A 21,890-nucleotide genomic window follows, 5' to 3' on the forward strand; every position below is an offset into this window, starting at 1 on the left:
GTCACAGCCATGATCGACTGTCGCAGTCATGATCGACAGGCTTCGGGCACGCGTTAACCGCTGGGTCGCAGTGCTTTCCGATCGGGCCCGATCAGCCGCGCGCGTCGGCCTCGCCGGGAGCCCAGAGGTTGGCGGTGAGTGTGAAGCTGGGCAGGTCCTTGGTCGCCGTCGTGTACTCGTAGAGCCGCTGGTAGCCGGTAGTGGCGATGCGCCACACACCGTCCTCGCGCCGATAAGTGTCGTGGTAGTACGCCGCGCCGCGGATCAGCAGCCCGTAGTCGGCGGCGATGATGGTGTCCTCCAGACACCAACTGCCACTGGCGGTGTCGCCGTCGACGGTGATCTCGGGATGGTTGGCGACGTGCACGCTGATGATGTTCTTGCCGTCGAGCGCATTGCGCATGAAGTCGACGATCGCATCGCGGCCGCGGAATTCGGCGGGCAGCCCGCCGGAGGGGGAGCCGTACTTGCCGACGATGTCGGAGCACATGGTGTCCCCGTAGTCGTCCCACTGCTTGAGGTCCAGGCTGCGCAGGTAACGGTGCTTGAGTGTGCGAATCGCCTCGAGTGCTTCGAAATCCATACCGCAATGTAGCCGAATCGGACATCAACCTACCAAGCATTTGCTACGTTCGATTCATGATTTCCACCCTGGTCTGGGGCACGGGCAATGTCGGCCGTGCCGCCATCCGGGCCGTCGCCGCCCATCCCGGACTGGAACTGACCGGCGTCCTGGTCCACAACCCCGCCAAGGTCGGCCGCGACGCGGGCGAATTGGCCGGGCTGGACACCGAATTGGGGATCGCGGCCACCGACGACATCGACGCCGCCCTGGCGGCAGGTCCCCGGGCCGTGGTCTACGCCGCCTCCGGCGACATCCGCCCCGACGACGCCCTCGCCGACATCGACCGCGCCCTGCGCACCGGCGCGGTAGTGGTCACTCCCGCGCTCTACGCGCTCTACGACCACCGCAGCGCCCCGGCCGAATTGCGCGATCGCGTGCAGGCCGCGGTCACCGAGGGCGGTGGCGCGCTGTTCGTCTCCGGCATCGATCCCGGCTGGGGCAACGACATCCTGCCGCTGCTCATGACCGGACTCGGCAGCAGCGTGGACGTGCTGCGCTGCCAGGAGATCTTCGACTACACCACCTACGACCAGCCCGATTCGGTGCGCTACCTGGTCGGCATGGGCCAGCCCCTGGACTACCAGCCGCCCATGCTCGCGCCCACCATCCCGACCATGGTGTGGGGCGGCCAGATTCGCATGATCGCCCGCGGACTCGGCGTGGCGCTCACCGACATTCGCGAGGTGGTGGAACGCCGTGCCCTCGACGACACCGTCGAGACCGAGCTGATGGGCAAGTTCGAGGCGGGCACCCAGGGTGCGGTCCGCTTCGAGGTGCAGGGCATCGTCGACGGCAGCCCGCGCATCATCATCGAGCACGTCACCCGCATCCACGCGAGCTGCGCACCGGACTGGCCGCAGCCACCCAGCGGTGCGGGCGCGCATCGCGTCCTCATCGAGGGCCGCCCGCGCATCGAGATCACCGTGCAGGCCACCGACGAAGACGGCAATCACTCCGCGGGCGGAAACGCCACGGCCGTGGGCAGATTGGTGAACGCCATCCCCTGGCTGGCCGATGCGGAGCCCGGCCTCTACGACGCCCTCGACGTCCCCCTGCCCTTCGGCACATTAAGGAGCCCCGCATGATCATCGACATTCCCGAGGGCAAGGACCCCATCGGCTACGTGTGGGGCGAAATGGTCCCCGGCATCGGCGTGGCCGCGTCCAACTTCTCCCTCGCCGTCTACTCACACTCCACCCTGGGCCTGCGCGAATTCGAGGCGGCGCGACTGCGGATCGCCCAGATCAACGGCTGCCTGTTCTGCCTGGATTGGCGCACCGACCGGAACGGCGAGAAGGTCGAGGAGTCCTTCGCCGACGACGTCACCGAGTGGCGCACCACGACCAGCTTCGACGACCGCACCCGCATGGCTGCCGAGTACGCCGAGGTCTACGCCCTCGACCACCACGCCCTCGACGACGAGTTCTTCGAGCGCATGAAGAAGCTCTACACCGACGCCGAGATCGTGGAACTGTCCATGTGCCTGGGCTCCTGGTTGGCCTTCGGCCGCCTGAATCATGTCCTGGGCCTCGACGCGGTCTGCGTGCTGCCCGGCCACACCACGCAGTAGTCGCGACGGCTGAATAGCAGCGGCGGCGTCAGAACTTCCAGCCCGCCGCCTCGGCCACCTTCCGCAGGCCGGTCCATTGCTCGAAGTCGGCCACCACCGACGGCGAACAGCGCGGTGAGGTGACGCCCGGCACATCCCATTGCGGCGCATCGAGATTCGGCGTGCCGCTGAAGTCCAGTACCTCGGCGAGATTGCGGGCCGCCGCGTCGCGCGGCGTCAATGACGGTAGCCCCCAACGCCATTCGATGGCCTTCAACACCGACGCGTGGTCGTACACCTCGCTCGCCACGTGTCGGCGGCGAGCCAGGGGCGAGATCACCAGGCACGGCACCCGGAATCCGCGCAGACCCCACGCGGGATTGGCATCGGGCGCGGTCTGCGGTGGCACGTGGTCGTAGAAACCGCCCCACTCGTCGTAGTTGATGATCAGCATCGTCCTCGACCAGGCCGGACTCTTTGTGACGGCCTGATACACCTGGTTGAGGAATGCCTGCCCGGCCCGGATATCGCCGTGCGGATGATCGTCGGCCGAGGTGCCGGTGGACTCGTCGAGGAACTTCGGGTCGACGAAGGAGACCGGTGGCAGCGTCCCGGCCGCGCAATCGGCCAGGAAGGTCGAGAACAGGTGGCTGATGGACAGGTATTTGGTACCCCACGCCGCCAGGAACGGCACATCGTGGAAGTAGTAACGGCCCTGAATTCCGGCCGCCGCCAAGCGATCCCAGATGGTCGGCAGGGTGGAGACGGTCGTGGAGTTGTGGATGCGATCGGTTTGCGCCGCGTGCTGATAGCAGCGGTTGGGGAAGGTCTCGGCCATGATCGCGGAGAAGTAGTTGTCGCACACCGTCCATGCCGGTGCGGCCTTGGCGTAGAAGTCGAGATCATTCGGCTGGTAGTAGCCGATGGAGAATTCGTCGTTCTGCCCGGCGCGCAGCCAGCCGTCGCACTTGCCATCGTTGAACGCGGTGCGACCGCCCTCGAAGGAATGATCCGGGTCGTTGTACTTGCAGCCTTGGGTGGTGGCCAGGTGGAAGGTCGTGTGCGCCTTGCCGTCCCGGTCGGTGAAGCTCAATCCCGACTGCTTGCCGTTCGCGCCGGGCAGCCAGCCCAGGTAGTGGTCGAACGATCGGTTCTCCATCATCACCACGATGATGTGGTCGATCCCGGAGTCCGCGGCCGCCGGTAGCGCGGCCTCGGCGGTGGTCCCCGGGGTCGCGGCGCTCGGGTCCTTGCATCCGGCCGCGCCGAGGGCCGTGCCGACGGCGAGCGCGCCCGCCCCGGCGAGGACGGTTCGGCGGCTGGTGGTTTTGCGGCGAGAGACTGGCACGCCTTGTTTATCGCACAACGAGGAGTACTCTGTTCAGAGTAAGCGCATATTCTGACCAGAGTAAGTGGGAGGTGTGGCATGGCCGCCAAGCGGGCATTTCGCCGGGTCAATCCGTTGATGCTGGCCGTCCTCGCGCAGCTCTGGGAACGCCCGATGCACCCGTACCAGATCTCGCAGACCCTCAAGCAGCGCGGCAAGGACGGCAGCGTGCGCATCAACTACGGTGCGCTCTACCCCGTGGTCGAGTCGCTGCTGGCGCAGGGTTTCATCGAGGTGGTCGGGGCGGAACAGGACGGCAACCGGCCCGCCCGCACCGTCTACCGGATCACCGAATCCGGGGCCGCTGAGCTGCGGGATTGGTTGCGCGCCTGGATCTCCGAGCCGGAGAAGGAATACCCGCGCTTCATGGCGGCCCTGTCCTTCCTGCCGGTGCTGGGCCCCGAGGAGGCGGCCGCGCTGCTGCGTCGCCGAGTCTCGGTGCTGGACAAGCGGATCACCGAGATCCGCGATATCGAGGAGTCCGTGGTCTCCTGGCTGCCCGAAATCCTGCTGATCGAGAGCAACTACGAGGTCCGCATGCTGTGCGCCGATCGCGACTTCACCGCCGAGGTCGCCGACCGCATCGAATCCGGCGCTCTGGGCGGTCTCGACGGCTGGCGCGCCATGACCGCGCTGGCAGCGAAACACCCGCCGGGCCAGATTCCGCAGAACCTCGCCGACTTGTTTCTGGAGGAATGGGGGATGCCGAAACCACCGAGCTAACCGCCTGAAAACAACGGTGGCCCGGGTGCGCCAACACCCGAGCCTCCGCCGGATCCGAACGACCGACGGCGAACCATCGGCTGCTCGAACTGCATTCACCAGCCTATCTGTTGGCTTCCGTGGTCGTTCCCCGTACCTGACACGAGGAATATCACCATGTCCATCACTCCCTTGCCCTCGGCTGCGGTCGAGGTGCACAACCTGGTCAAGACCTATCCCGGCGGCCGTCGCAAGCCCGACGTGCGCGCCCTGGACGGCTTGAGCTTCAGCATTGCCGCGGGCACCGTCTACGGCATGCTCGGCCCCAACGGGGCGGGCAAATCCACCACCACCAAGATCTGCACCACCCTCTCGCGCGCCGACTCCGGCACCGCGCGGGTGGCCGGATTCGATGTCACCACCGATGCGGCCGCCATCCGGCATCGCATCGGCTATGTCTCGCAGGGTTCCGGCGCGGACCCGCGGCAGACGCCCTTCGAGAACCTGGTCATGGCCGCGCGCCTGCACGGCCTGTCCCGCCACGATGCCGTGCTGCGCGCCGACGGCCTGCTGGATCAGTTCCAGCTCACCGCTGCGCGAAACCGCAAGGTGGCCAAGCTCTCCGGCGGCATGCGCCGCAAGCTCGACGTCGCCGTCGGGTTGGTGCACACCCCGTCGGTGCTGTTCCTGGACGAGCCGACCACCGGCCTGGATCCGCAGGCGCGGGCCGAGATGTGGTCGGAGATCCGCCGATTGGCCACCGAGGCGGCGCTCACCGTCGTGCTCACCACCCACTATCTGGAGGAGGCCGACGAGCTCGCCGACCGGCTGGTCATCATCGACCACGGGCGCGCGGTCATCGAAGGCACACCGGCACAGTTGAAGTCGACGCTGGACGGCGACACGCTCACCGTCGAGCTCATCGACCCGGATGTGGCCGCGGTGCGCGCGGTCGGGGAATCCATTGCGTCCCTGCGTGACATCGTCATCGAGCAGGACGGACCCACCGGCAAGCTCATCGCGCGCACCGACGACCCGTCGGGCGTGGTCGGCCGGGTGTTGTCGGAATTCGACGCCGCCGCCATCGGTTTCGGCGCGGTATCCATCTCCCGGCCCTCCCTGGATGACGTGTACCTGCACTACGCGGGCCGTTCCTACCGAGCCGACAACCACCGCGACACCGTGGAGGTGGCGGCATGACCGCGATTGCCTACGACCTGCCCCGCGAAAACCCCACGACCGCTTGGGCGGTGGCGGCCGGCCAGATCTTCCGACGCTGGATGGTCAACACTCTGCGCGAATCCTGGGGTGTGTTCGCAGCGCTGCTGCAGCCCATCGTCTGGATTCTGTTGTTCGGCCAGGTATTCAAGTCCGTCGGCGACATCCCAGGCTTCGGGGCCGCCAACTACATCACCTTCCTGGCTCCCGGCGTCCTGATGATGACCGTGCTGTACTCCGGGGTCTGGGCGGGCACCGGCTATATCGAGGACATCGACAACGGCGTCATGAATCAGTTGCTCACCGCGCCGGTTTCGCGCAGCGCGGTGGTGGCGGGGCAGCTCGGCGTGCAGCTCACCATCGGCGTGGTCCAGTCCGCGCTGGTGCTGCTCATCGGATTCGCCGGTGGCGCACGCTATCCCGGTGGCGTGGTCGGCGTGCTGCTAGCGCTGGCGGCGGCCACCCTGCTGGCGACGATCTTTTGCGCCGGGTCGGTCGCGCTGGCGCTGATCACCCGCAGCCAGATCGCCCTGATCGGCATGTCCCAGTTGATCATCCTGCCGCTGACCTTCCTGTCCTCGGGCATGATGGCCACCGCGTTGATGCCCGGCTGGGTGCAGTCGATCTCGAAGTTCAACCCGGTCACCTGGGCGGTCGACATCGGCCGCACCGGCCTGGCGGGCACGGCGGATGCCGGTTTCGTCGCCGCGCATCTCGGCTACCTGACGGCCCTGGCCGCCCTCGCCTTCGCCTGGGCGCTGTCGGCCTTCCGCACCTATCAGCGGACCCAGTAACCGCGCGAAAGTCCGGCCCGGGTGGCACTTCCGCCGCTCGGGCCGGACGCTTGCGGCCGAGTCCGCCATCCTCGTCCGATACCCAACGGTCCGGTATGTCGTCGTCCTATGATCGCCCCACGTCGGACATTTGGGGCAGAACATGACAGCTGTAGCTGACGCCATGAGGTTTTCCCGTGTCACCGCACCGCCGGGCTGGAGCCGCTGGCTGGTGCCACCGGCGGCCCTGTCCATTCACCTCGCCATCGGGCAGGCGTACGCGTGGAGCGTGTTCAAGCCGCCGCTCGAGAAGACGATGCACATCTCCGGCACCGGAAGTGCGCTGCCGTTCCAGATCGCCATTGTGATGCTGGGACTTTCGGCGGCCTTCGGCGGCACGACCGTCGAGAAACGCGGCCCGCGTTGGGCGATGGCTGTCTCGCTGGTGTGCTTCTGCTCCGGACTGTTGGTCTCGGCGCTGGGCGCGGCACTCAGCCAATACTGGCTGATCGTGCTGGGTTACGGGTTCATCGGCGGCATCGGCCTGGGCATCGGCTACATCTCACCGGTGTCCACGCTGATCAAATGGTTCCCCGACCGGCCCGGCATGGCAACGGGTTTCGCCATCATGGGCTTCGGCGGCGGCGCGCTCATCGCCTCCCCGTGGACCACCGAGATGCTCTCGGACTTCGGCAAGGATCACCGCGGCATCGCGGAGACCTTCCTCGTGATGGGGCTCGTCTACGCCGTCTTCATGACCGTGGGTGTACTACTGGTCCGGGTCCCGCCGCCGGGCTGGCGGCCCGCGGGCTGGGAGCCGCCCGCCATCACCGGCAAGCTCGTCAGCGCCCACGATGTCGCCGCGAACGACGCGATCCGCACCCCCCAGTTCTGGCTGCTGTGGATCGTGCTGTGCTTCAACGTGACCGCGGGCATCGGCATTCTCGAGAAGGCCGCACCCATGGTGGTCGACTTCTTCAAGCACACCTCGACGCCGGTATCGGCCAGTGCGGCAGCGGGATTCGTGGCCGTCCTGTCGGCGGCCAATATGAGCGGCCGCATCGGCTGGTCGTCGCTGTCGGACCTCATCGGCCGCAAGAACATGTACCGCATCTACCTGGGCGTCGGTGCCCTCGCCTACGTCCTGGTGTGGTCGGTGGGCCGCGACAACAAACCCGCCTTCATCCTCGGCGCGATGGTGATCCTGTCCTTCTACGGCGGCGGATTCGCCACCGTCCCCGCCTATCTCAAGGACCTGTTCGGCACCTACCAGGTCGGCGCGATCCACGGCCGCCTGCTCACCGCCTGGTCCGTCGCCGGCGTCGCGGGCCCGCTCATCGTCAACGCCATCGCCGATTCCGGTGCCCGCCACGGCAAATCCGGCCCCGCCCTCTACGGCACCTCGTTCGCCATCATGATCGCTCTACTGTGCGTCGGCTTCCTGGCCAACGAACTCATCCGCCCCGTCTCGGCGAGACATCATCGCCGACCCGCCGAACCGGCAACTCCGGAGGGACAACCGCAATGACCACCCCGGAACCCACTCCGCCCCGGCGCATTCCGCTGCTCGTGTTCGCCTGGGCGTGGGTCACCATCCCGTTCCTCTACGGCGTCGATCGCCTGATCGTGAACCTGCTCAAGTTGTTCCAGTGACTCAGGCGAGCCCGGCGAGAAGCTTGGCGAGGTCGCGGGCCTGGAGCACCGCGCCGATGTGCCCGGCGGGCAGGCTGTGGACGTCGAACGGATTGCCGGGGGTGAGGCGGTCGGCGTCGTCGATCATCTTCCCGGCGAGAGCGGGGGAGATGACATTGTCCTGGGTGAGGCGAATATAGGTGCGAGGAATGCGGCCCCATGTATCGGCCTCGACGCGGCCGTCCGCGAAGCTGGTGTTGGCCGAATCCTCCGGCTGCATACCGAAATTGATCAGCACGAGCAGCTGTTCGAGGGTGGCCTCGGGCAAATTGGTCAGGCGGAAGTCCTCCAGGGCCACCGGATCGGCCGACCGCAGATTGAAGCGGATCAGCCCACGCGTCACCGGTTCCATGCCCAGAAACAGTGAATGGTCCTGATCCGGGACGCGAATACCCTTCAACGCCTCGGGAGTCTGGCTCAAAGCCATGGCGTTCGGCGCTTCGTCGGTGGACGGGCAGAACGCGGAGAGGTAGACGATGCGGTCGATGGCGTCGGGGATGGCATTGCCGACCAGGCCGATCGTGATGCCACCCAGGCTGTGCCCGACCAGGATGACCGGACCGTGTCGACGCACCGCCTGCACCACCTCGATGACGTGAGCGACATTGTCCTGCACCGTGATCGTGGACATCGGTGACGCCCCGGCGGCGAAGGTGTCGATGTCCTGGGCCTGATACGACACCGGGATCGAGGCGTCGAGCCCGTGCCCGGGCAGGTCCACCGGCAGGCTGCGGTGCCCGAGCAACGCCAGCTCGCGGACCACGGGCGTCCAATAGAAGCTGTTGCTGGTCAGCCCGTGCACGAAGACGAATGTCGGAGTGGCGGTAGTACTTTCGGTCATGAGACTCCCATATGAGACAACAGCGTCGCTGGGTTCTGTACCCGGACCCGACGCTCACAAACCCGGCCTCGCGCGAGGGCTATCGTGGTGGTGATCATGTTCGACCGTGCGCGAGAAGGTGATTACCGATGCTGGATTACGGCCTCGACCTGTCCGACGTGAACCGCGATCTCGCGGTACCCGATCTGGTGGCCGAGGGAGATGAGCTCGACGCACTGGTCTCCGCGCACGACGACTGGACCGCGTCCACCCCCGCCGCCGGGTGGACGATCGCCCATCAGATCGCGCATCTGGCCGTCGCCGACGCGAACGTGCTCATCGCGATCCGGACCCCGGACGCCTTCGCCACCGTGCTGAAACAAGCCGAGGCCGCGGGTCCGCGCGCCGCCGACCTCGACGCCGAGGCGGGAGCGGCGAAACCTCGATCGGCCCTGCTGGACGAATGGCGCAGCGGCCGAGCCGAAGTGGCGGCGGCACTCCGCGACATCCCCCTCGATCAGTCCTTCCCGTGGTTCGGCTCGGACTTGACCGCGACACTCATGGTCCCACTGCGGCTGATGGAAACCTGGGCGCACGGGCAGGACATCTACGACACCGTCGGTGCCGCACACCGTCCGACACCCCGCCTGCGGCACATCGCCGCGCTGGGCGTAGCCGGACTCGGCCTGTCGTTCTACGCCGCCGAATTGCCCCTCCCGACATCTCCTTTCCGCGTCGACCTGACCGGCCCCGACGGCGAGCCCTGGTCGTGGGGCCCCGAGGACGCCGCGCAACGAGTACGAGGCAGCGCCCTCGACTTCTGCCTCCGCGTCACCCAACGCAAACCCCTGGCCGCCACCGACCTCACCGCTGTCGGCGCGGACGCGCAGACCTGGCTGGAAAACGCCCGCGTCTTCCTCTGAGCGCGACTGTCGGCCGGGCACTCCCTCCCGGCCGCAGGAGATACGACCGCACGATGGTAAGGCGCAGGCGCACGAGGCACGGCCGCATGTAGGCGCGGCCGCACGGAGTCACGGGGGCACGGCCGCAAGGAGTCACGGGGCACGGAGTTACGGGGGCACGGCCGCGCGGAGGCACTGCCGCAGAGATTGCGGGCGCGCAGAGATAAGGCTGCCGTAGGTGCGCCGACGGGAGTGCGCTGCGGGAAATGGGGTGGCCGGATGGGCGGGTGCCTGATCACACTGCAGCTGTGGCAACGACGGAAAAGGCTGCGCGGGTGCCGATCCGGGGACCGGCGATCGGGTGGAGTCTGATCTCCTGGGCGCTGTTCGCGAGTTCGGGGCCGCTGGCGAAGGCGGTGATGGATGCGGGCTGGTCACCGGCGGCGGTGACCTCGATGCGGATCACGCTGGCTGCGGTCCTGCTGGTCCCGGTGGTGGCGTTGGTGCGGCCCAGCGCACTGCGCTTCCGTAGGTCCGATCTGTGGCTGCTGCTCGGCTACGGCCTGCTCGGCGTCGCCGGGGTGCAGTTGTTGTTCTTCGTTGCCGTGCAGCAGGTTCCGGTCGGGACGGCGATGGTGTTGGTCAATCTCGCGCCGGTGCTGGTCGCCTTGTGGGTGCGGGTGGTGCGGCGCACGCGACTGTCGGGGCGGGTGTGGCTGGGTATCGGGTTGGCGGTGGCCGGATTGGCGTTGATCGCGCAGCTCGGGCAGTTCGCGCATCCGAATGCCTTGGGCATCCTCGCGGGCTTGGGTTCGGCGGTCTGCTCGGCCGCGTACTTCCTGCTCGGTGAGCGCGGCGCGCGCAGTCACGACCCGGCCGGGCTGACCGCTGTCGGCTTGACCATCGGTGCGGTGATGGTGGCGTTATTCACGCCGCCGTGGACCCTGCCCGCCCGATTGCTCACGGCCCCAGCCGTTCTGGGCGGTCTGCGGACCCCGGTATGGGTCGTCCTCCTGGCCCTGGCGGTAGCCGGAACTGTCCTGCCCTACCTGGCCGGTCTCCGCTCCCTCCGAGACTTACCCCCGACCCTGGCGGGTGTGCTGGCCGTCGCGGAACCCTTGATCGCCGCCGCCCTCGCCTGGCTGCTGCTCGGCCAGTCGCTCACCCCGACCCAGCTGGCCGGAGCGTTGACCATGCTGGTCGGTGCTCTACTCGTGCAATCCGCCACGCCCTGAACCGCGTTCGGTCGGCCGCGCAGGTGGTCAGCCGAGGACGAAGGGGACGCGGGCGGCCAGGGCCGCCAGTTCGGTGGATTCGGCGGGAGTGGGGTTGCGGCGGCCGGTGCCGATGCGGAGGGCCTCGGTGTCGGAGATCGAGGCCGGGAAGGGGGTTCCGGCGATCTGCTCGAGCATTTCGCGTGCGCGGGTGAGGGTTTCGGTGGGTGGGGGAGTCGCGTGCGGGAGGTTGGCGATCAGGTCCAGGTGATGGAGGGTCCATTCCAGGACGTAGGCCCCGAGGTAGTCGGCCGTGGTGAGGGCGTAGTCCTGGGTGGCGACGCGCTGGGCCGGGTCGGCGAGGGCGGCGGCGCGACCCGCGGCGGCGCCGACGTCGTCGAGATGGAAGGTGAGCAGGGCCGGGTCCTGGTAGGCGGCGGCCAGCCGGACGATCAAGGCGTCCAGAGGGTCGTCGCCGGTGGGTCGGGTGTCGCTCACCCGCCAGTAGGTGATCGAATCGCGGTTCGGCTCGGCCTCGGTCGGCGTCACCAGGGTGATCAATACATCCTGGGCGTCGATGACCAAGTGGCACACCAGATCTCGCACGAGCCACCCCGCGCAGCCGGACGGCCGCCCGAAGTCCTCGTCGGAGAGTTCGCCGACCGCGGTACGCAACGCGCTCCAAGACTGTGCGAAGAGTTCCACCCCGCCCAAGCTAGCAGCGGGCCGGGCCGCGATCCCGCAACCGTCATCATCGCGGGACTGGGCTCGGCCGCAGGGCATCGAGCATGAGGTCGAGTAGTCGCTCGGTTTGTTCGCCCGAATCGCCCGCCGTGGTGAGCAGGATCCCCAGCAGCATGACCGTGATATCCGCGGCTTCGACATCGGCACGCAGGGAACCGGTTTCGACTCCCCGCGCCAGCAGCGTCGCGATCGCGCCCGTAATGCGTTCCCGCGTAACCGGTATCGCGATCCGGCCGGAAGCCCACCCGGCGCGCAGCGTGTCGGCCATCCCGCGCTTGGTGGCCACGAAGGCGGCGTACCGCCCCATCCACGCCCGCAATGCCATCTCCGGCGGGTGCTGCTCGAGCAGGGTCCCGACGGCGGCGGTGACATCGTCGAGCTCGGCGGCGTAGACCGCCTCGGCCAGCGCCTCGCGATTGGGGAAGTGGCGATACAGGGTGCCGATGCCGACACCGGCCTGCTGAGCGATGCCCTCCAAGCTCACGGTGTCACCCGCATTCGCGAACGCGACCCGGGCGACCTCGAGCAGTCGGTCGCGATTGCGTTGGGCGTCCGCGCGCGGGGCGCGGGCAGCCCGAGGCTTGTCATGGGCGGACGCGGAATCGGCCGGGCTCAAATCGGAGGCACCTCCGGTATAGTCGGTTAAGCGGAGGTTCCTCCGCTTCGGCCATCATCTCATGTGGGAGGACTCCCATGACAACGAACATCCCGCCCGCGACCACCCTCGCCCCCTCGGGCGTGCCGCGCCCCGGCGGCCCCGGCACCCTCGGCCGGCATACCGTGTCGCGCATCGGATTCGGTGCGATGCGGCTCGCGGGCCTGCTCGACGACCGGGCCGCCGCGCTCGCCGTGCTGCGCCGAGCCTGGGAACTGGGGGTCGACCACGTCGACACCGCCCACTTCTACGGTGACCGCTACGTCAACGGGCTCATCCGCGACGCCTTCACGTCCGAGGACGGTGTCGTCATCGTGAGCAAGGTCGGTGCGGACCCCGACCCGGGAGCCCGCATCCCGCTGCGCCCGGCGCAACGACCCGAGCAACTGCGGGCCAGCGTCGAAGACAATCTCACCTCGCTCGGCCTCGACCGCATCCCGGTGGTGAACCTGCGCCGCCTCGACACCGGGCCGGGGTTACGGGCTTCCGGCGACCAGGTCGTCGACCTGGACGACCAACTTGCCGCCATGATCGCGCTGCGCGACGAGGGCAAGATCGGCGCGATCGGCCTCAGCGCCGTCACCCTCGACGGCCTGCGACAGGCCCTCCCCGCCGGCATCGTCTGCGTTCAGAACGCCTACAGCCTGGTCGCCCGCGACGACGAGGACCTGGTGAAACTCTGTGCGGCAGAAGGCATCGCCTGGATCCCGTTCTTCCCCCTCGGCGGCACCTTCCCCGCCATGCCGAAGGTCACCGACAACCCGGTCGTCATCGCCACGGCCCGATCCCTCGCCTGCACCCCCGCCCAACTCGGCCTCGCCTGGCTACTCCACCACGCCCCCAACATCATGCTCATCCCCGGCACCTCCAACCTCGCCCACCTCGAAACCAATATCGCCGTCGGCTCGATCACCCTCCCCGCCGACATCCTGTCCGCCCTCGACGCCATCCCCTCCCTCTCCTCCGAGATCGTCTTCGGCTGAACGCCTTCCGGCTTGCGAACCGTCGGTGCGACAGAGTGGCGCAAGTGGAGCGTAAGCGGGAGGGCGCAGCGTGAGCACATGGCTGTCAAGGCAATTTCTCCCGTGGACTTCCGCTTCGGCTCGGTTCGGGCCGGTGATGGCGTCGAGATCGGGTATCGGTGCATCGGGCAAGGTCCGGCGCTGATCCTTCTGCACGGCGCGATGATGACTTCTGCCCTGTTCGATGAGCTGGCCATCGCGATGGCCGATGAGTTCACCGTGTACGTGCCGGACCGGCGCGGGCATGGAATGAGCCGGGCCGGTGTGACTGTCGACGCTGCCGGAACGGTCGCCGAGTGCGGACTGGACACCGAGATCGCCGACCTCGCCGCGCTGGTGCGGGAAACCGGTGCCACGCGGGTGTTCGGATTGAGCTCAGGCGGCCTCATCGCCCTCGCCGCCGCATTGCGCGTTCCGCAGATCCGTCAGCTCGCGATCTACGAACCGGCGCTGGCGGTCGAGAGCGGGCCACTGCTCACCATGATGGCCCGCATCGAACGCTACCTCGACACCAACCGCCCCGCCGCCGCCATGGCCACCCTGTTCAGCGCGACCGCTGACCGTGGCTCCTGGATGTCGTTGCCGCCCATGGTGCTTCGCCCCCTCATGGCGCTGCTGCTGCACGTGGATCGCGGCGATGCCGACCAGCCCGGGCTGCGGGAATCCCTCCCCACCTTCCGTATCGACATCGGTCTGGCTCGCGAGGGTGCCACCCTGTGGGATCGCTGGCCCGAACTGACCTGCGACACACTGCTTCTGGGCGGTGAGCGTAGCCCGCACTTCCTGTCCGGAGCCCTCGACCATCTCCACACCCTGCTGCCCAATGCCGCCCGAGCCACCCTCCCCGGCACCGGCCACAGCGCCGCCTTCAACGGCGAGAAGCCCGACCTCGTTGCCACGGAACTACGCCGGTTCCTGCACTGACGTCGGGCAATCGCGATGAGCTGTGGCCCGGTTGCGGTTCAGCTCACTTGTCGAAGAGGCTCAGATACTTTGTCTGGCCGAACATTTCGGCGGCGTCGCGGGCTGATGGGCTGCCTGCGTTCGGGTCCGCGCCGGCGGCGAGGAGGGCATTGACGATCTCGTCGGAGCCCTTGAAGACTGCGCCGGAGAGCGGGGTTTGGCCCTTGTCGTTGCCGAAGTTGGGGTCGGCCTTGTGGTCGAGCAGGGTGGTGACCGCGGCGGGGTGGGAGTAGTAGGCGGCGAGCATCAGCAGGGTGTCGCCGTTTTCGTTGGTGAGGTTCACCGGGACACCCGCGTCGAGGTAGGCGCCGAGGGTGGCGGCGTCGCCGCTACGGGCGAGGTCGAAGATCTTGCTCGCCAGCTCGAGGACTTCCGGGTCCAGATCATTGGGTTCCACCAGGCCACTCTATCGAGCTCGAGCGGCCCGGCCGAGCCAAGTTTCCGTATATCTGAGCCGGCGGCGAGAGCGCTCGTCCGACGGCGGTCAGGACGTGATGATCAGCAGCTCGGACGGTGAGGCGATCTCGGTGCGCAGCCCCGACTTCTCGGCGAGCTTCGCCAGCCCGTCGATGTCGGAGGGCTCGGTGCGCGAGAGCACCAGCGCCCGCGCCAGCAGTCCCTTGTGGTGTTTGTTGAAGTGGCTCACCACGGTTCGCTTACCGTCCGGGCGCTCGGTGAGCACGGTCGCGGTCACCGCGCCGGGCACCCGGCCCAGGTTCATGTAGGTCCCCGAGCGCAGGTCCACCACCAGTTGCCCGGCTGCCTCGGCGCGCAAGGCCTCCGGCAGCACCGGCTTCCACAGCGCCTGCAGCGTCGGCAGCCCGGGCAGCTTCGACCCGCCCGAAAGTCGGTAGGCCGGAATCGGATCGCCCGCGCGGACCACGCCGAACAGCGCCGAGCCGATCCCCAACCGGGCCTCCGCCTTGGCACGCTGGGCCTTGGTGAACCCGGCCGCGTCGAGCGCGTCGTAGAGCACGCCCGTATACCGATCCAGCGCCGGGCGCGTCGCGGAGGTGCGCAGTGCCGCATTGCGCGCGATCTCCGCGTCAGCCCCCTTGCCCAACCCCAGCGCGGTCCGCGCGGCGTCGGGATCGGCGGCCAGCCCGATCACCTCGGTGACGAGTTTGTCGCGCACCGCGCTGAGCTGCGGCATCGACAGGGAATCCAGATCCAGGGGTCCACCCGAACCACCGTCGGACTTGGTTTCGGAGGGAGGCAGCAGCACCAGCACGAGCCAACACGGTAATGCCTTGTGAACTGTGCGCGAGCAGCGGCTAGGGTGATGAGCCGTGATCACCCGCCTCTCCCACCTGTTCCTGCGCACCCTGCGCGACGACCCCGCCGACGCCGAGGTGCCCAGCCACAAGCTGCTGGTGCGTGCCGGATACGTGCGTCGCATCGCGCCCGGCGTCTACTCGTGGCTGCCGCTCGGCCTGCGCACGCTGCGCAAGGTCGAGGACGTGGTCCGCTCGGAGATGAACGCCATCGGCGCTCAGGAGATCTCGCTGCCGGCCCTGCTGCCGCGCGAACCCTACGAAACCACCAACCGCTGGACCGAATACGGCGACGGCCTGTTCCGGTTGAAGGACCGCAAGGGTCAGGACTACCTGCTCGGCCCCACCCACGAGGAGCTCTTCGCGCTCACCGTGAAGGGTGAGTACAACTCCTACAAGGACCTGCCGGTCACGCTGTACCAGATCCAGACCAAGTACCGCGACGAAGCCCGTCCCCGCGCGGGCATCCTGCGCGGCCGCGAGTTCATCATGAAGGACTCGTACTCCTTCGACCTCGACGAAGACGGTCTGAAGAACAGCTACAGCGCCCACCGCGAGGCGTACCAGAAGATCTTCGATCGCCTTGGCGTGAAGTACGTGATCGTGGCCGCCACCTCGGGCGCGATGGGTGGTTCGGCGTCGGAGGAGTTCCTGGCCGACAGCCCCTCCGGCGAGGACACCTACGTCATCTGCCGCGAATCCGGTTACGCCGCGAACGTGGAGGCCGTGGTCACCGCCGCCCCGCCGGCGATCGCCATCGAGGGCCAGGCCGAGGCCGTCGTCCACGACACCCCCAAGACCGCCACCATCGCCAAGCTGGTGGAGTGGGCCAACGGCGCGGGCATCGACAAGGTGCTGGGCCGCGAGGTCACCGCGGCCGACACCCTCAAGAACGTCATGGTCAAGCTGGTCTACCCCGACGGCAAGACCGAACTGCTCGGCGTCGGCATCCCCGGCGACCGCGAGGTCGACGAGAAGCGCCTCGAGGCGTCGCTCGAGCCGGCCGCGGTGGAGCTGCTCGACGAGGCCGACTTCAAGGCCAACCCCTTCCTGAAGAAGGGCTACATCGGCCCGAAGGCGCTGCTCGCCAACGGCGTTCGCTACCTCGTCGACCCGCGCGTGGTGTCCGGCACCGCCTGGATCACCGGCGCCGACGAATACAACAAGCACTATGTCGGCCTGGTCGCCGGTCGCGACTTCACCGCCGACGGCACCATCGAGGCCGCCGAGGTCCGCGACGGCGACCCGTCGCCCGACGGCCGCGGCGTCCTGGAAGCCGCGCGCGGCATCGAGATCGGCCACATCTTCCAGCTCGGCCAGAAGTACACCGACGCCTTCGAGGTCGACGTGCTGGGCGAGAACGGTAAGCCGGTCCGCCTCACCATGGGCTCCTACGGCGTCGGCGTCTCCCGCATGGTCGCGGTGCTGGCCGAGCAGATGCACGACGACAAGGGCCTGCGCTGGCCCCGCGAAGTCGCGCCGTTCGACGTCCACGTCGTCATCGCCAACAAGGACGAGGGCGCCCGCTCCGGCGCCGAACAGGTTGCCGCCGAACTCGATTCCCTCGGCTTCGAGGTCCTCCTCGACGACCGCACCGCCTCCCCGGGCGTCAAGTTCAAGGACGCCGAACTGCTCGGCATGCCCTACATCGTCGTCGTCGGCCGCGGCTGGGCCGAAGGCAAGATCGAACTCCGCGACCGCTTCGCCGGCACCGCCGAAGAACTCCCCGCCGACACCGCCGTGGCGTCGGTAGCAGCCAAGATCCGCGGCTGACCAAGCGAATCCGCCAGTGGCGCATCACCTCCGGGTGATGCGCCACTCGCATTTCCCGGTCACGCCGACAAATCCGCTGGCCGGTCGTTCCTAGTGCGAGCATGATCGGAGGTATGAAACTCTTTGCGCGCCTCCGGGACTGGCTCCGCGGCCTGATGAGCGACAGGAACACCGGCCTGAGTAGCTTCAGCTCGGTATCGCAGCGACTGCCCGAGGGGGGTTCGGGCCCGATCATCGCCCCCCAGACCCGCCGCTGACCATCCGAACTATTCGTTGCTGCACCAGCCGGTGAAAGCTGGCTGCCCGGCGGCTCGATCAGTAGTGGGTTCCGTGGTCGCTACCGATGTGGGCGGCCCGTTCCGACGCGATGCTGGGAGCATGCCCGGTGGCGAGGTACTCGCCGGATTCCGGGGCCACGGGTACAACGAGTTTCGGGAGTAGAGATGACCAGCACTTCGGTTCAGCATGCCGCGCGGACGAGCGTCGCGGTGATCGGCACAGGTCGGGTCGGCCGGGCGGTGGGTGCCGCGCTGGCCCAGGCCGGTTACCCCGTCGTCTACGGGTCGCGTCATCCCAGCGCGGACAGTGTCGGCATTGCCGAGGCGGTGGCGTCCGGTGACGTCGTTCTCGTCGCGACCCCGCCCGCGGCCGCCGCCGACTTCGCTCGCGCACACGGCGATTCCCTTGCCGGGAAGCTGATTCTCGATGCCACCAACGATGTGATGGGCACACCCGCCAACGCCTCAGCGTCCTTCGCCGAGCATGCTCCGAAGTGTCGCTATGCCCGCGCGTTCAACACCCTCGGCACCGAGATCATCACCGATCCGATCTTCGACGGTGAGCCCGCCGACATGTATTTCTCCTGCGCACAGGCGGATCGGCCGCAGGTCGACGAGCTCGTCACCGCCGTCGGCCTGCGGCCGGTGTATGTCGGCGAGCAGGCCCACGACGTCGTCGACGGGGTCATGCGCCTGTGGCTCACCTTGGCGATGGGCCAGGGGCACGGTCGAAACCTTGCCTTCCGCATGGTCACCCGCTGACGCTCAGTGCCCGGGCTCCGTCCCTGACTGCTCGGCTTCCCGACGCTCCGCGATACGGCGGCGAATCTCGTCCCACGGCAGCGGCGCCTCGGCCGCCGGTGCCGTGAAGAACACGAACGTCGCCTCCCGCATCACCTTTCGCTTGCGCTCGACCGTCGACTTGTGCGGCTCGGCCCCCGCGTAGGCGAAGATCGCCGCCTTGTCCGCCCACGCCGAGTAGGTCCAGAAGACGCCCTTCAGCATCTCCGCCTTCAATGCCACACCCAGCACCCCCGGAGACCTGCGAGCCTGCCGCCACAGCGTCAGCGAAGCCAGCAGGAACCCGGCTGCGTCGCGCAACGACTTCACCTCGAGCCGAGAGGCCATGCACTGCACCTCGGGGGTGGTGGGTGTACCGACTGACATCCACGGAATCGTGGGCATACGAAGCTCTTTCGATCAGGATCGCCACCAGCTGCGGCCATCGCGCAGCAACCCTACCCGCCCCATCAATCCGGACAAATACCCCAAACCCTCACCCCGATGTCCCATCCGCTCACCCCCGGCCCATCCACCCGGTCCCAATGACCAGTGGCGCACTGGTCCTAGCCAAGGACCAAGATCAAGGTGTACTCAGCGCGGTGAACCGGACATAATTCCGCAGTGAGTACTCCCTGATCTTGGAATCGGGGATGGGGTGATCAGAGCGGACGGTGGACGGTGATTGTCGGGGGTTCGGCGAGGGATTTGCCTACGACGCAGTAGCGCTCGGTGAGGGTTGCGAGGCGGGTCAGGGCTTCGTCGTCGGCGTCGGTGTCGACGGTGAAGGTGACCAGCAGGTTCTGGACGCCGATCGGGGCTTCCCGGTCGACACCCAGGGTGCCGCGGGCATCGAAGAATCCCTCGGCGCGGCCTTCCACGGATCGAAGCTGGATTCCCGATGCCGTCGCCACGGAATGCAGCGTCACGCCCGCGCAGGCGAGCAGGGCTTCCAGCAGCATGTCCCCGGAGCAGGCGTCCGACCCGTCACCCCCGGTAGCCCTGTGCAGTCCGGCGCGACTCACGCCCGAGAACTGATCCACATCGAAGGTGACCCCCGGCGATCCGATCCGCCCGACCGCGCGCAAAGGAGTGCGCGCCGTCTCAGGATCCTGTCGGTATTGCTCCTTCAGCGGCGCCTGCGCGGCGCGCAACTCCTTCGCGTCCATACTCGACGCTAACTCATGTCAGTGATGGATCACCTCGCCGAGCCGGGGGAGGAGGCGGCGTTTCCAGGTGCGTTCCATGGCGTTGCGGGCCATCTTCTGGCGGCGGTCGGTGATGTCGAAACCGGTTTGGGTGAGTAGTAGGCGGGTGCCGTGGCCTTGGGGGTGGAGGGTCCAGTCGAGAATCCAGTGGGCCGGATAGTCGGCTTGGGGGTAGTGCCAGGTGTGGGTCAGGTGCGTATGCGGACGGGCCGTCAGTACCTCGCAGTGGATTTCGCTGATCGGTGCGTCGGGGACGATGAATCGGAAGCTGGTGCCGGGGACGGCGGTGAAGCCGATCGGGCGAAGCAGCCAGCGGGCCACCAGGTCCGGATCGGTGAGCGCCTGCCATACCGCCTCGACCGGCTGCGGGAAGTAGTTGCCCAGTTCGATGGCGGCGGGGTCGAGTTCCGCGTCGGCGATCATCGGCGCACCGCCTCGATGGGCACCGGGGTGCGGTTCAATTCGCCTGGCCTTCCTTGTATTTCGCCTCCAGATCCGCGGCCAGCTGCGGCTTCTCGGCCTCCATCTTCTGCACGTAGGTGACGGCGTCGCCGACGGTGCGCAGGTTCGACAGGTCCTCGTCGGGGACCTTCACGCTGTACTTGTCCTCGAGTTGCACGGCGATCTCCACCAGCGACAACGAGTCGATGTCCAGGTCGTCGACGAAATGCTTGTCGATCGTCACCTCGGCAGCCTCGATACCCGTTACCTCTTCGATGATCTTCGCGATCCCGGCGACGATCTCTTCCTGCGTGGTAGCCACGAATTGCCCTTTCCTAGTAACGAACTTCGTCCTCGGAACGCTAAAAGCTCCACCGGGGTGGAGGTTCAACAGCTTGTGACAGACAACACACAGACCGGCGCGCTGGTGAGTATCGGAGAATTGGCGCGCAGCACCGGACTTGCCGTGCGCACGATCCGGTTCTATTGCGACGAAGGCATTCTCGAATCCCGCCGCAGCGGCGGCGGCCACCGCATGTTCGACGCCGACACCGCCACCGAACGCCTGCTGCTGGTAAGGCGACTACGCACACTCGGCCTGGGCCTGGCCACGATCACCGAAGTGCTCCGCGACGAACGCTCCATCGAGGAGGCCGTCGCCGCCGAAAGCGCCCGCCTCGACCTCGAATTCAGGTCCATGACCTGGCGGCGCGCGGCCCTGCGCGCGGTCGAGGCCGCCGACCCCGTGCAACGGCCGCAACGCCTGGCCCTGCTGGCCGCCGCCGAGGACGGCAGCGCTGCCCACGAGTGCCTCCTCCGCTACTGGCGGCGCATCCTCGGCCCGATCCCCGAGCACCACATCCAAGCCTGGGTGTGCTGGAACGTCCCCGAACCGCCCGCCGACCCGAGCGTCGACCAGGTGGTGGCCTATGCCGAACTGACCGCCCTGGCCGCCGACCCCGACATGAGTCGCACTGTGCGACAGCAATACTGGCGCACCCGAGCGGACCTGATCCGCGACCGTCAGGCCCTCTTCCTCGACGTCGGCGACATCATCCCGGACGTGCTCACCCGCATCACCCACGGCGAACTCCCACACGCCGGCGGCGAACTCGACCGATTCGTCACCGCCCACGCCACCGCTAGAGGTGACCGCGACACCCCCGGCTTCCGTGACCGATTGCTCACCGGCGCAACCGATTCCGACCCCCGCATCCACCGCTACTGGACCCTGACCGACCAACTCCTCGGCGACCGAATCACCGTCGGAGCAGCCCACCACTGGCTCTACACCGCACTCGAAACCTCGGCGGCCGAACCCGATCGGCCGAGTGGTCTCCAGGGCGCAGGCGGCGACAGCAGGATCGGATCCACGTCGCCTACCCGAATCTCACCGCCGGTGGCCTGCCGCGAGACGGCGGGCCACTCGAAAGGTGTTGCGGTGGATCAGGGCCGGTCCGCGACCACGTAGGGGCGGCAGTCGACGAACAGCCAGCTCTCGCCGTCGCGCCGCAGCAGCGCGGCGAGGTGGACGGTCAGCGCGGGCTCGCCGGTAGGGGCGGTGATGACCTGCTCGGCGTCGAGCAGGGCGTGGTCGGCGGACACGGGGCGGACACTGTCCAGGCCGCAGGTCGTGGTGGTGCCACCGAGCATGCCCTGGAAATACGCGCTGTACATCGCGGCGACCGCGTCCCGTCCGTCGGCGCGCTCGCCGAACGGGTTGATCAGCGAACCGTCGGCGGTGAACAGCTCGCCCATCGCCGTGCCGTCATTGGTCTTCCAGGTGACGGCGATCCGGTCCAGGAATGCGGTGATGCCGGAGAGTTCCGTGGTGGTCATGATGATCTCCTCGATGATCGGGGCCGGGTCA

26 protein-coding genes are annotated in these 21,890 nt (G+C 67.9%); 14 read left to right on the top strand and 12 right to left on the bottom strand.

Annotation, left to right across the window (positions count from 1 at the left end):
* Positions 1-91 precede the first annotated feature (91 nt).
* Complete coding sequence (locus ACYVN4_RS32755) at positions 92-583, bottom strand: nuclear transport factor 2 family protein (protein WP_460725844.1); 492 nt, start codon at positions 581-583, stop codon at positions 92-94.
* A 56-nt stretch (positions 584-639) separates the two neighbouring features.
* Here ACYVN4_RS32755 and ACYVN4_RS32760 point away from each other — a divergent pair, with 56 nt between their 5' ends.
* Both ACYVN4_RS32760 and ACYVN4_RS32765 read left to right on the top strand, forming a co-directional pair.
* The gene (locus tag ACYVN4_RS32760; RefSeq protein ID WP_460725845.1) at positions 640-1,710 is read left to right on the top strand and encodes an NAD(P)H-dependent amine dehydrogenase family protein; all 1,071 of its coding nucleotides are present in this window, start codon (positions 640-642) and stop codon (positions 1,708-1,710) included.
* Positions 1,707-2,195 (top strand): carboxymuconolactone decarboxylase family protein, encoded by a 489-nt coding sequence (locus ACYVN4_RS32765; RefSeq protein ID WP_460725846.1) that lies wholly within the window; start codon positions 1,707-1,709, stop codon positions 2,193-2,195. The genes ACYVN4_RS32760 and ACYVN4_RS32765 overlap by 4 nt, the downstream gene beginning before the upstream one ends.
* Positions 2,196-2,223: 28 nt before the next feature.
* Here ACYVN4_RS32765 and ACYVN4_RS32770 read toward each other — a convergent pair whose 3' ends face one another.
* Positions 2,224-3,522, bottom strand: a complete 1,299-nt coding sequence (locus ACYVN4_RS32770; RefSeq protein ID WP_460725847.1) for an alkaline phosphatase family protein — start codon at positions 3,520-3,522, stop codon at positions 2,224-2,226.
* A gap of 78 nt (positions 3,523-3,600) precedes the next feature.
* Between ACYVN4_RS32770 and ACYVN4_RS32775 the strand changes: the two genes are divergently transcribed.
* From ACYVN4_RS32775 to ACYVN4_RS32795, 5 genes are all read left to right on the top strand, one after another.
* A complete protein-coding gene (locus ACYVN4_RS32775; RefSeq protein ID WP_460725848.1) occupies positions 3,601-4,284 on the top strand; it encodes a PadR family transcriptional regulator in 684 nt (227 codons plus the stop codon).
* Positions 4,285-4,440: 156 nt separating this feature from the next.
* The gene (locus ACYVN4_RS32780) at positions 4,441-5,463 is read left to right on the top strand and encodes an ABC transporter ATP-binding protein (protein ID WP_460725849.1); all 1,023 of its coding nucleotides are present in this window, start codon (positions 4,441-4,443) and stop codon (positions 5,461-5,463) included.
* Entirely contained in the window at positions 5,460-6,275 is an 816-nt protein-coding gene (locus ACYVN4_RS32785; protein WP_460725850.1) for an ABC transporter permease, read from the top strand. The genes ACYVN4_RS32780 and ACYVN4_RS32785 overlap by 4 nt, the downstream gene beginning before the upstream one ends.
* Before the next feature lie 163 nt (positions 6,276-6,438).
* Positions 6,439-7,782: an L-lactate MFS transporter gene (locus ACYVN4_RS32790; protein WP_460725851.1), complete on the top strand. Its 1,344-nt coding sequence runs from the start codon at positions 6,439-6,441 to the stop codon at positions 7,780-7,782.
* On the top strand, positions 7,779-7,907 hold the full coding sequence (locus ACYVN4_RS32795) for an MFS transporter small subunit (RefSeq protein ID WP_460725852.1): 129 nt from the start codon (positions 7,779-7,781) through the stop codon (positions 7,905-7,907). Before ACYVN4_RS32790 ends, ACYVN4_RS32795 begins: the two co-directional genes overlap by 4 nt.
* A 1-nt stretch (position 7,908) precedes the next feature.
* Here ACYVN4_RS32795 and ACYVN4_RS32800 read toward each other — a convergent pair whose 3' ends face one another.
* Positions 7,909-8,787: an alpha/beta hydrolase gene (locus ACYVN4_RS32800; protein ID WP_460725853.1), complete on the bottom strand. Its 879-nt coding sequence runs from the start codon at positions 8,785-8,787 to the stop codon at positions 7,909-7,911.
* 128 nt (positions 8,788-8,915) lie between these two features.
* Here ACYVN4_RS32800 and ACYVN4_RS32805 point away from each other — a divergent pair, with 128 nt between their 5' ends.
* Together ACYVN4_RS32805 and ACYVN4_RS32810 are read left to right on the top strand one after the other, a co-directional pair.
* Entirely contained in the window at positions 8,916-9,689 is a 774-nt protein-coding gene (locus ACYVN4_RS32805) for a TIGR03084 family metal-binding protein (protein WP_460725854.1), read from the top strand.
* Between the two features lie 287 nt (positions 9,690-9,976).
* Complete coding sequence (locus tag ACYVN4_RS32810; RefSeq protein ID WP_460725855.1) at positions 9,977-10,903, top strand: EamA family transporter; 927 nt, start codon at positions 9,977-9,979, stop codon at positions 10,901-10,903.
* A gap of 27 nt (positions 10,904-10,930) precedes the next feature.
* On the opposite strand, the gene ACYVN4_RS32815 is transcribed toward ACYVN4_RS32810, so the two are convergent.
* The gene (locus ACYVN4_RS32815; protein WP_460725856.1) at positions 10,931-11,587 is read right to left on the bottom strand and encodes a maleylpyruvate isomerase N-terminal domain-containing protein; all 657 of its coding nucleotides are present in this window, start codon (positions 11,585-11,587) and stop codon (positions 10,931-10,933) included.
* 46 nt (positions 11,588-11,633) lie between these two features.
* Complete coding sequence (locus tag ACYVN4_RS32820) at positions 11,634-12,242, bottom strand: TetR/AcrR family transcriptional regulator (protein ID WP_460725857.1); 609 nt, start codon at positions 12,240-12,242, stop codon at positions 11,634-11,636.
* Between the two features lie 77 nt (positions 12,243-12,319).
* Here ACYVN4_RS32820 and ACYVN4_RS32825 point away from each other — a divergent pair, with 77 nt between their 5' ends.
* Positions 12,320-13,264 carry an aldo/keto reductase gene (locus ACYVN4_RS32825; RefSeq protein ID WP_460725858.1) on the top strand — a complete coding sequence of 315 codons (945 nt, stop codon included), beginning with the start codon at positions 12,320-12,322 and terminating at the stop codon, positions 13,262-13,264.
* A gap of 78 nt (positions 13,265-13,342) precedes the next feature.
* The gene (locus tag ACYVN4_RS32830) at positions 13,343-14,227 is read left to right on the top strand and encodes an alpha/beta fold hydrolase (RefSeq protein ID WP_460725859.1); all 885 of its coding nucleotides are present in this window, start codon (positions 13,343-13,345) and stop codon (positions 14,225-14,227) included.
* Between the two features lie 43 nt (positions 14,228-14,270).
* Here the strand turns inward: ACYVN4_RS32830 and ACYVN4_RS32835 are convergent, their stop codons facing one another.
* Together ACYVN4_RS32835 and yaaA are read right to left on the bottom strand one after the other, a co-directional pair.
* Positions 14,271-14,666 carry an ankyrin repeat domain-containing protein gene (locus ACYVN4_RS32835; protein ID WP_460726801.1) on the bottom strand — a complete coding sequence of 132 codons (396 nt, stop codon included), beginning with the start codon at positions 14,664-14,666 and terminating at the stop codon, positions 14,271-14,273.
* Positions 14,667-14,750: 84 nt separating this feature from the next.
* Positions 14,751-15,497, bottom strand: coding sequence for a peroxide stress protein YaaA (gene yaaA, locus ACYVN4_RS32840; RefSeq protein ID WP_460725860.1), 747 nt, complete (start codon positions 15,495-15,497; stop codon positions 14,751-14,753).
* Between the two features lie 58 nt (positions 15,498-15,555).
* On the opposite strand from yaaA, the gene ACYVN4_RS32845 reads away from it, so the two are divergent.
* Together ACYVN4_RS32845 and ACYVN4_RS32850 are read left to right on the top strand one after the other, a co-directional pair.
* Positions 15,556-17,313 carry a proline--tRNA ligase gene (locus ACYVN4_RS32845; RefSeq protein WP_460725861.1) on the top strand — a complete coding sequence of 586 codons (1,758 nt, stop codon included), beginning with the start codon at positions 15,556-15,558 and terminating at the stop codon, positions 17,311-17,313.
* A 443-nt stretch (positions 17,314-17,756) separates the two neighbouring features.
* Positions 17,757-18,353 (top strand): NADPH-dependent F420 reductase, encoded by a 597-nt coding sequence (locus tag ACYVN4_RS32850; protein WP_460725862.1) that lies wholly within the window; start codon positions 17,757-17,759, stop codon positions 18,351-18,353.
* Positions 18,354-18,356: 3 nt separating this feature from the next.
* On the opposite strand, the gene ACYVN4_RS32855 is transcribed toward ACYVN4_RS32850, so the two are convergent.
* The 4 genes from ACYVN4_RS32855 to acpM form a co-directional block, all read right to left on the bottom strand.
* Entirely contained in the window at positions 18,357-18,758 is a 402-nt protein-coding gene (locus ACYVN4_RS32855; RefSeq protein ID WP_460725863.1) for a hypothetical protein, read from the bottom strand.
* A 275-nt stretch (positions 18,759-19,033) separates the two neighbouring features.
* Positions 19,034-19,540, bottom strand: coding sequence for an OsmC family protein (locus ACYVN4_RS32860; protein WP_460725864.1), 507 nt, complete (start codon positions 19,538-19,540; stop codon positions 19,034-19,036).
* An 18-nt stretch (positions 19,541-19,558) separates the two neighbouring features.
* Positions 19,559-20,002 carry an SRPBCC family protein gene (locus ACYVN4_RS32865; RefSeq protein ID WP_460725865.1) on the bottom strand — a complete coding sequence of 148 codons (444 nt, stop codon included), beginning with the start codon at positions 20,000-20,002 and terminating at the stop codon, positions 19,559-19,561.
* A gap of 34 nt (positions 20,003-20,036) precedes the next feature.
* Positions 20,037-20,342, bottom strand: coding sequence for a meromycolate extension acyl carrier protein AcpM (gene acpM / locus ACYVN4_RS32870; RefSeq protein ID WP_460725866.1), 306 nt, complete (start codon positions 20,340-20,342; stop codon positions 20,037-20,039).
* A 75-nt stretch (positions 20,343-20,417) separates the two neighbouring features.
* Here acpM and ACYVN4_RS32875 point away from each other — a divergent pair, with 75 nt between their 5' ends.
* A complete protein-coding gene (locus ACYVN4_RS32875) occupies positions 20,418-21,491 on the top strand; it encodes a MerR family transcriptional regulator (RefSeq protein ID WP_460725867.1) in 1,074 nt (357 codons plus the stop codon).
* On the opposite strand, the gene ACYVN4_RS32880 is transcribed toward ACYVN4_RS32875, so the two are convergent.
* A complete protein-coding gene (locus tag ACYVN4_RS32880; protein WP_460725868.1) occupies positions 21,467-21,859 on the bottom strand; it encodes an SgcJ/EcaC family oxidoreductase in 393 nt (130 codons plus the stop codon). The genes ACYVN4_RS32875 and ACYVN4_RS32880 overlap by 25 nt on opposite strands.
* Between the last annotated feature and the right edge of the window lie 31 nt (positions 21,860-21,890).

The organism is Nocardia heshunensis (assembly GCF_054782115.1).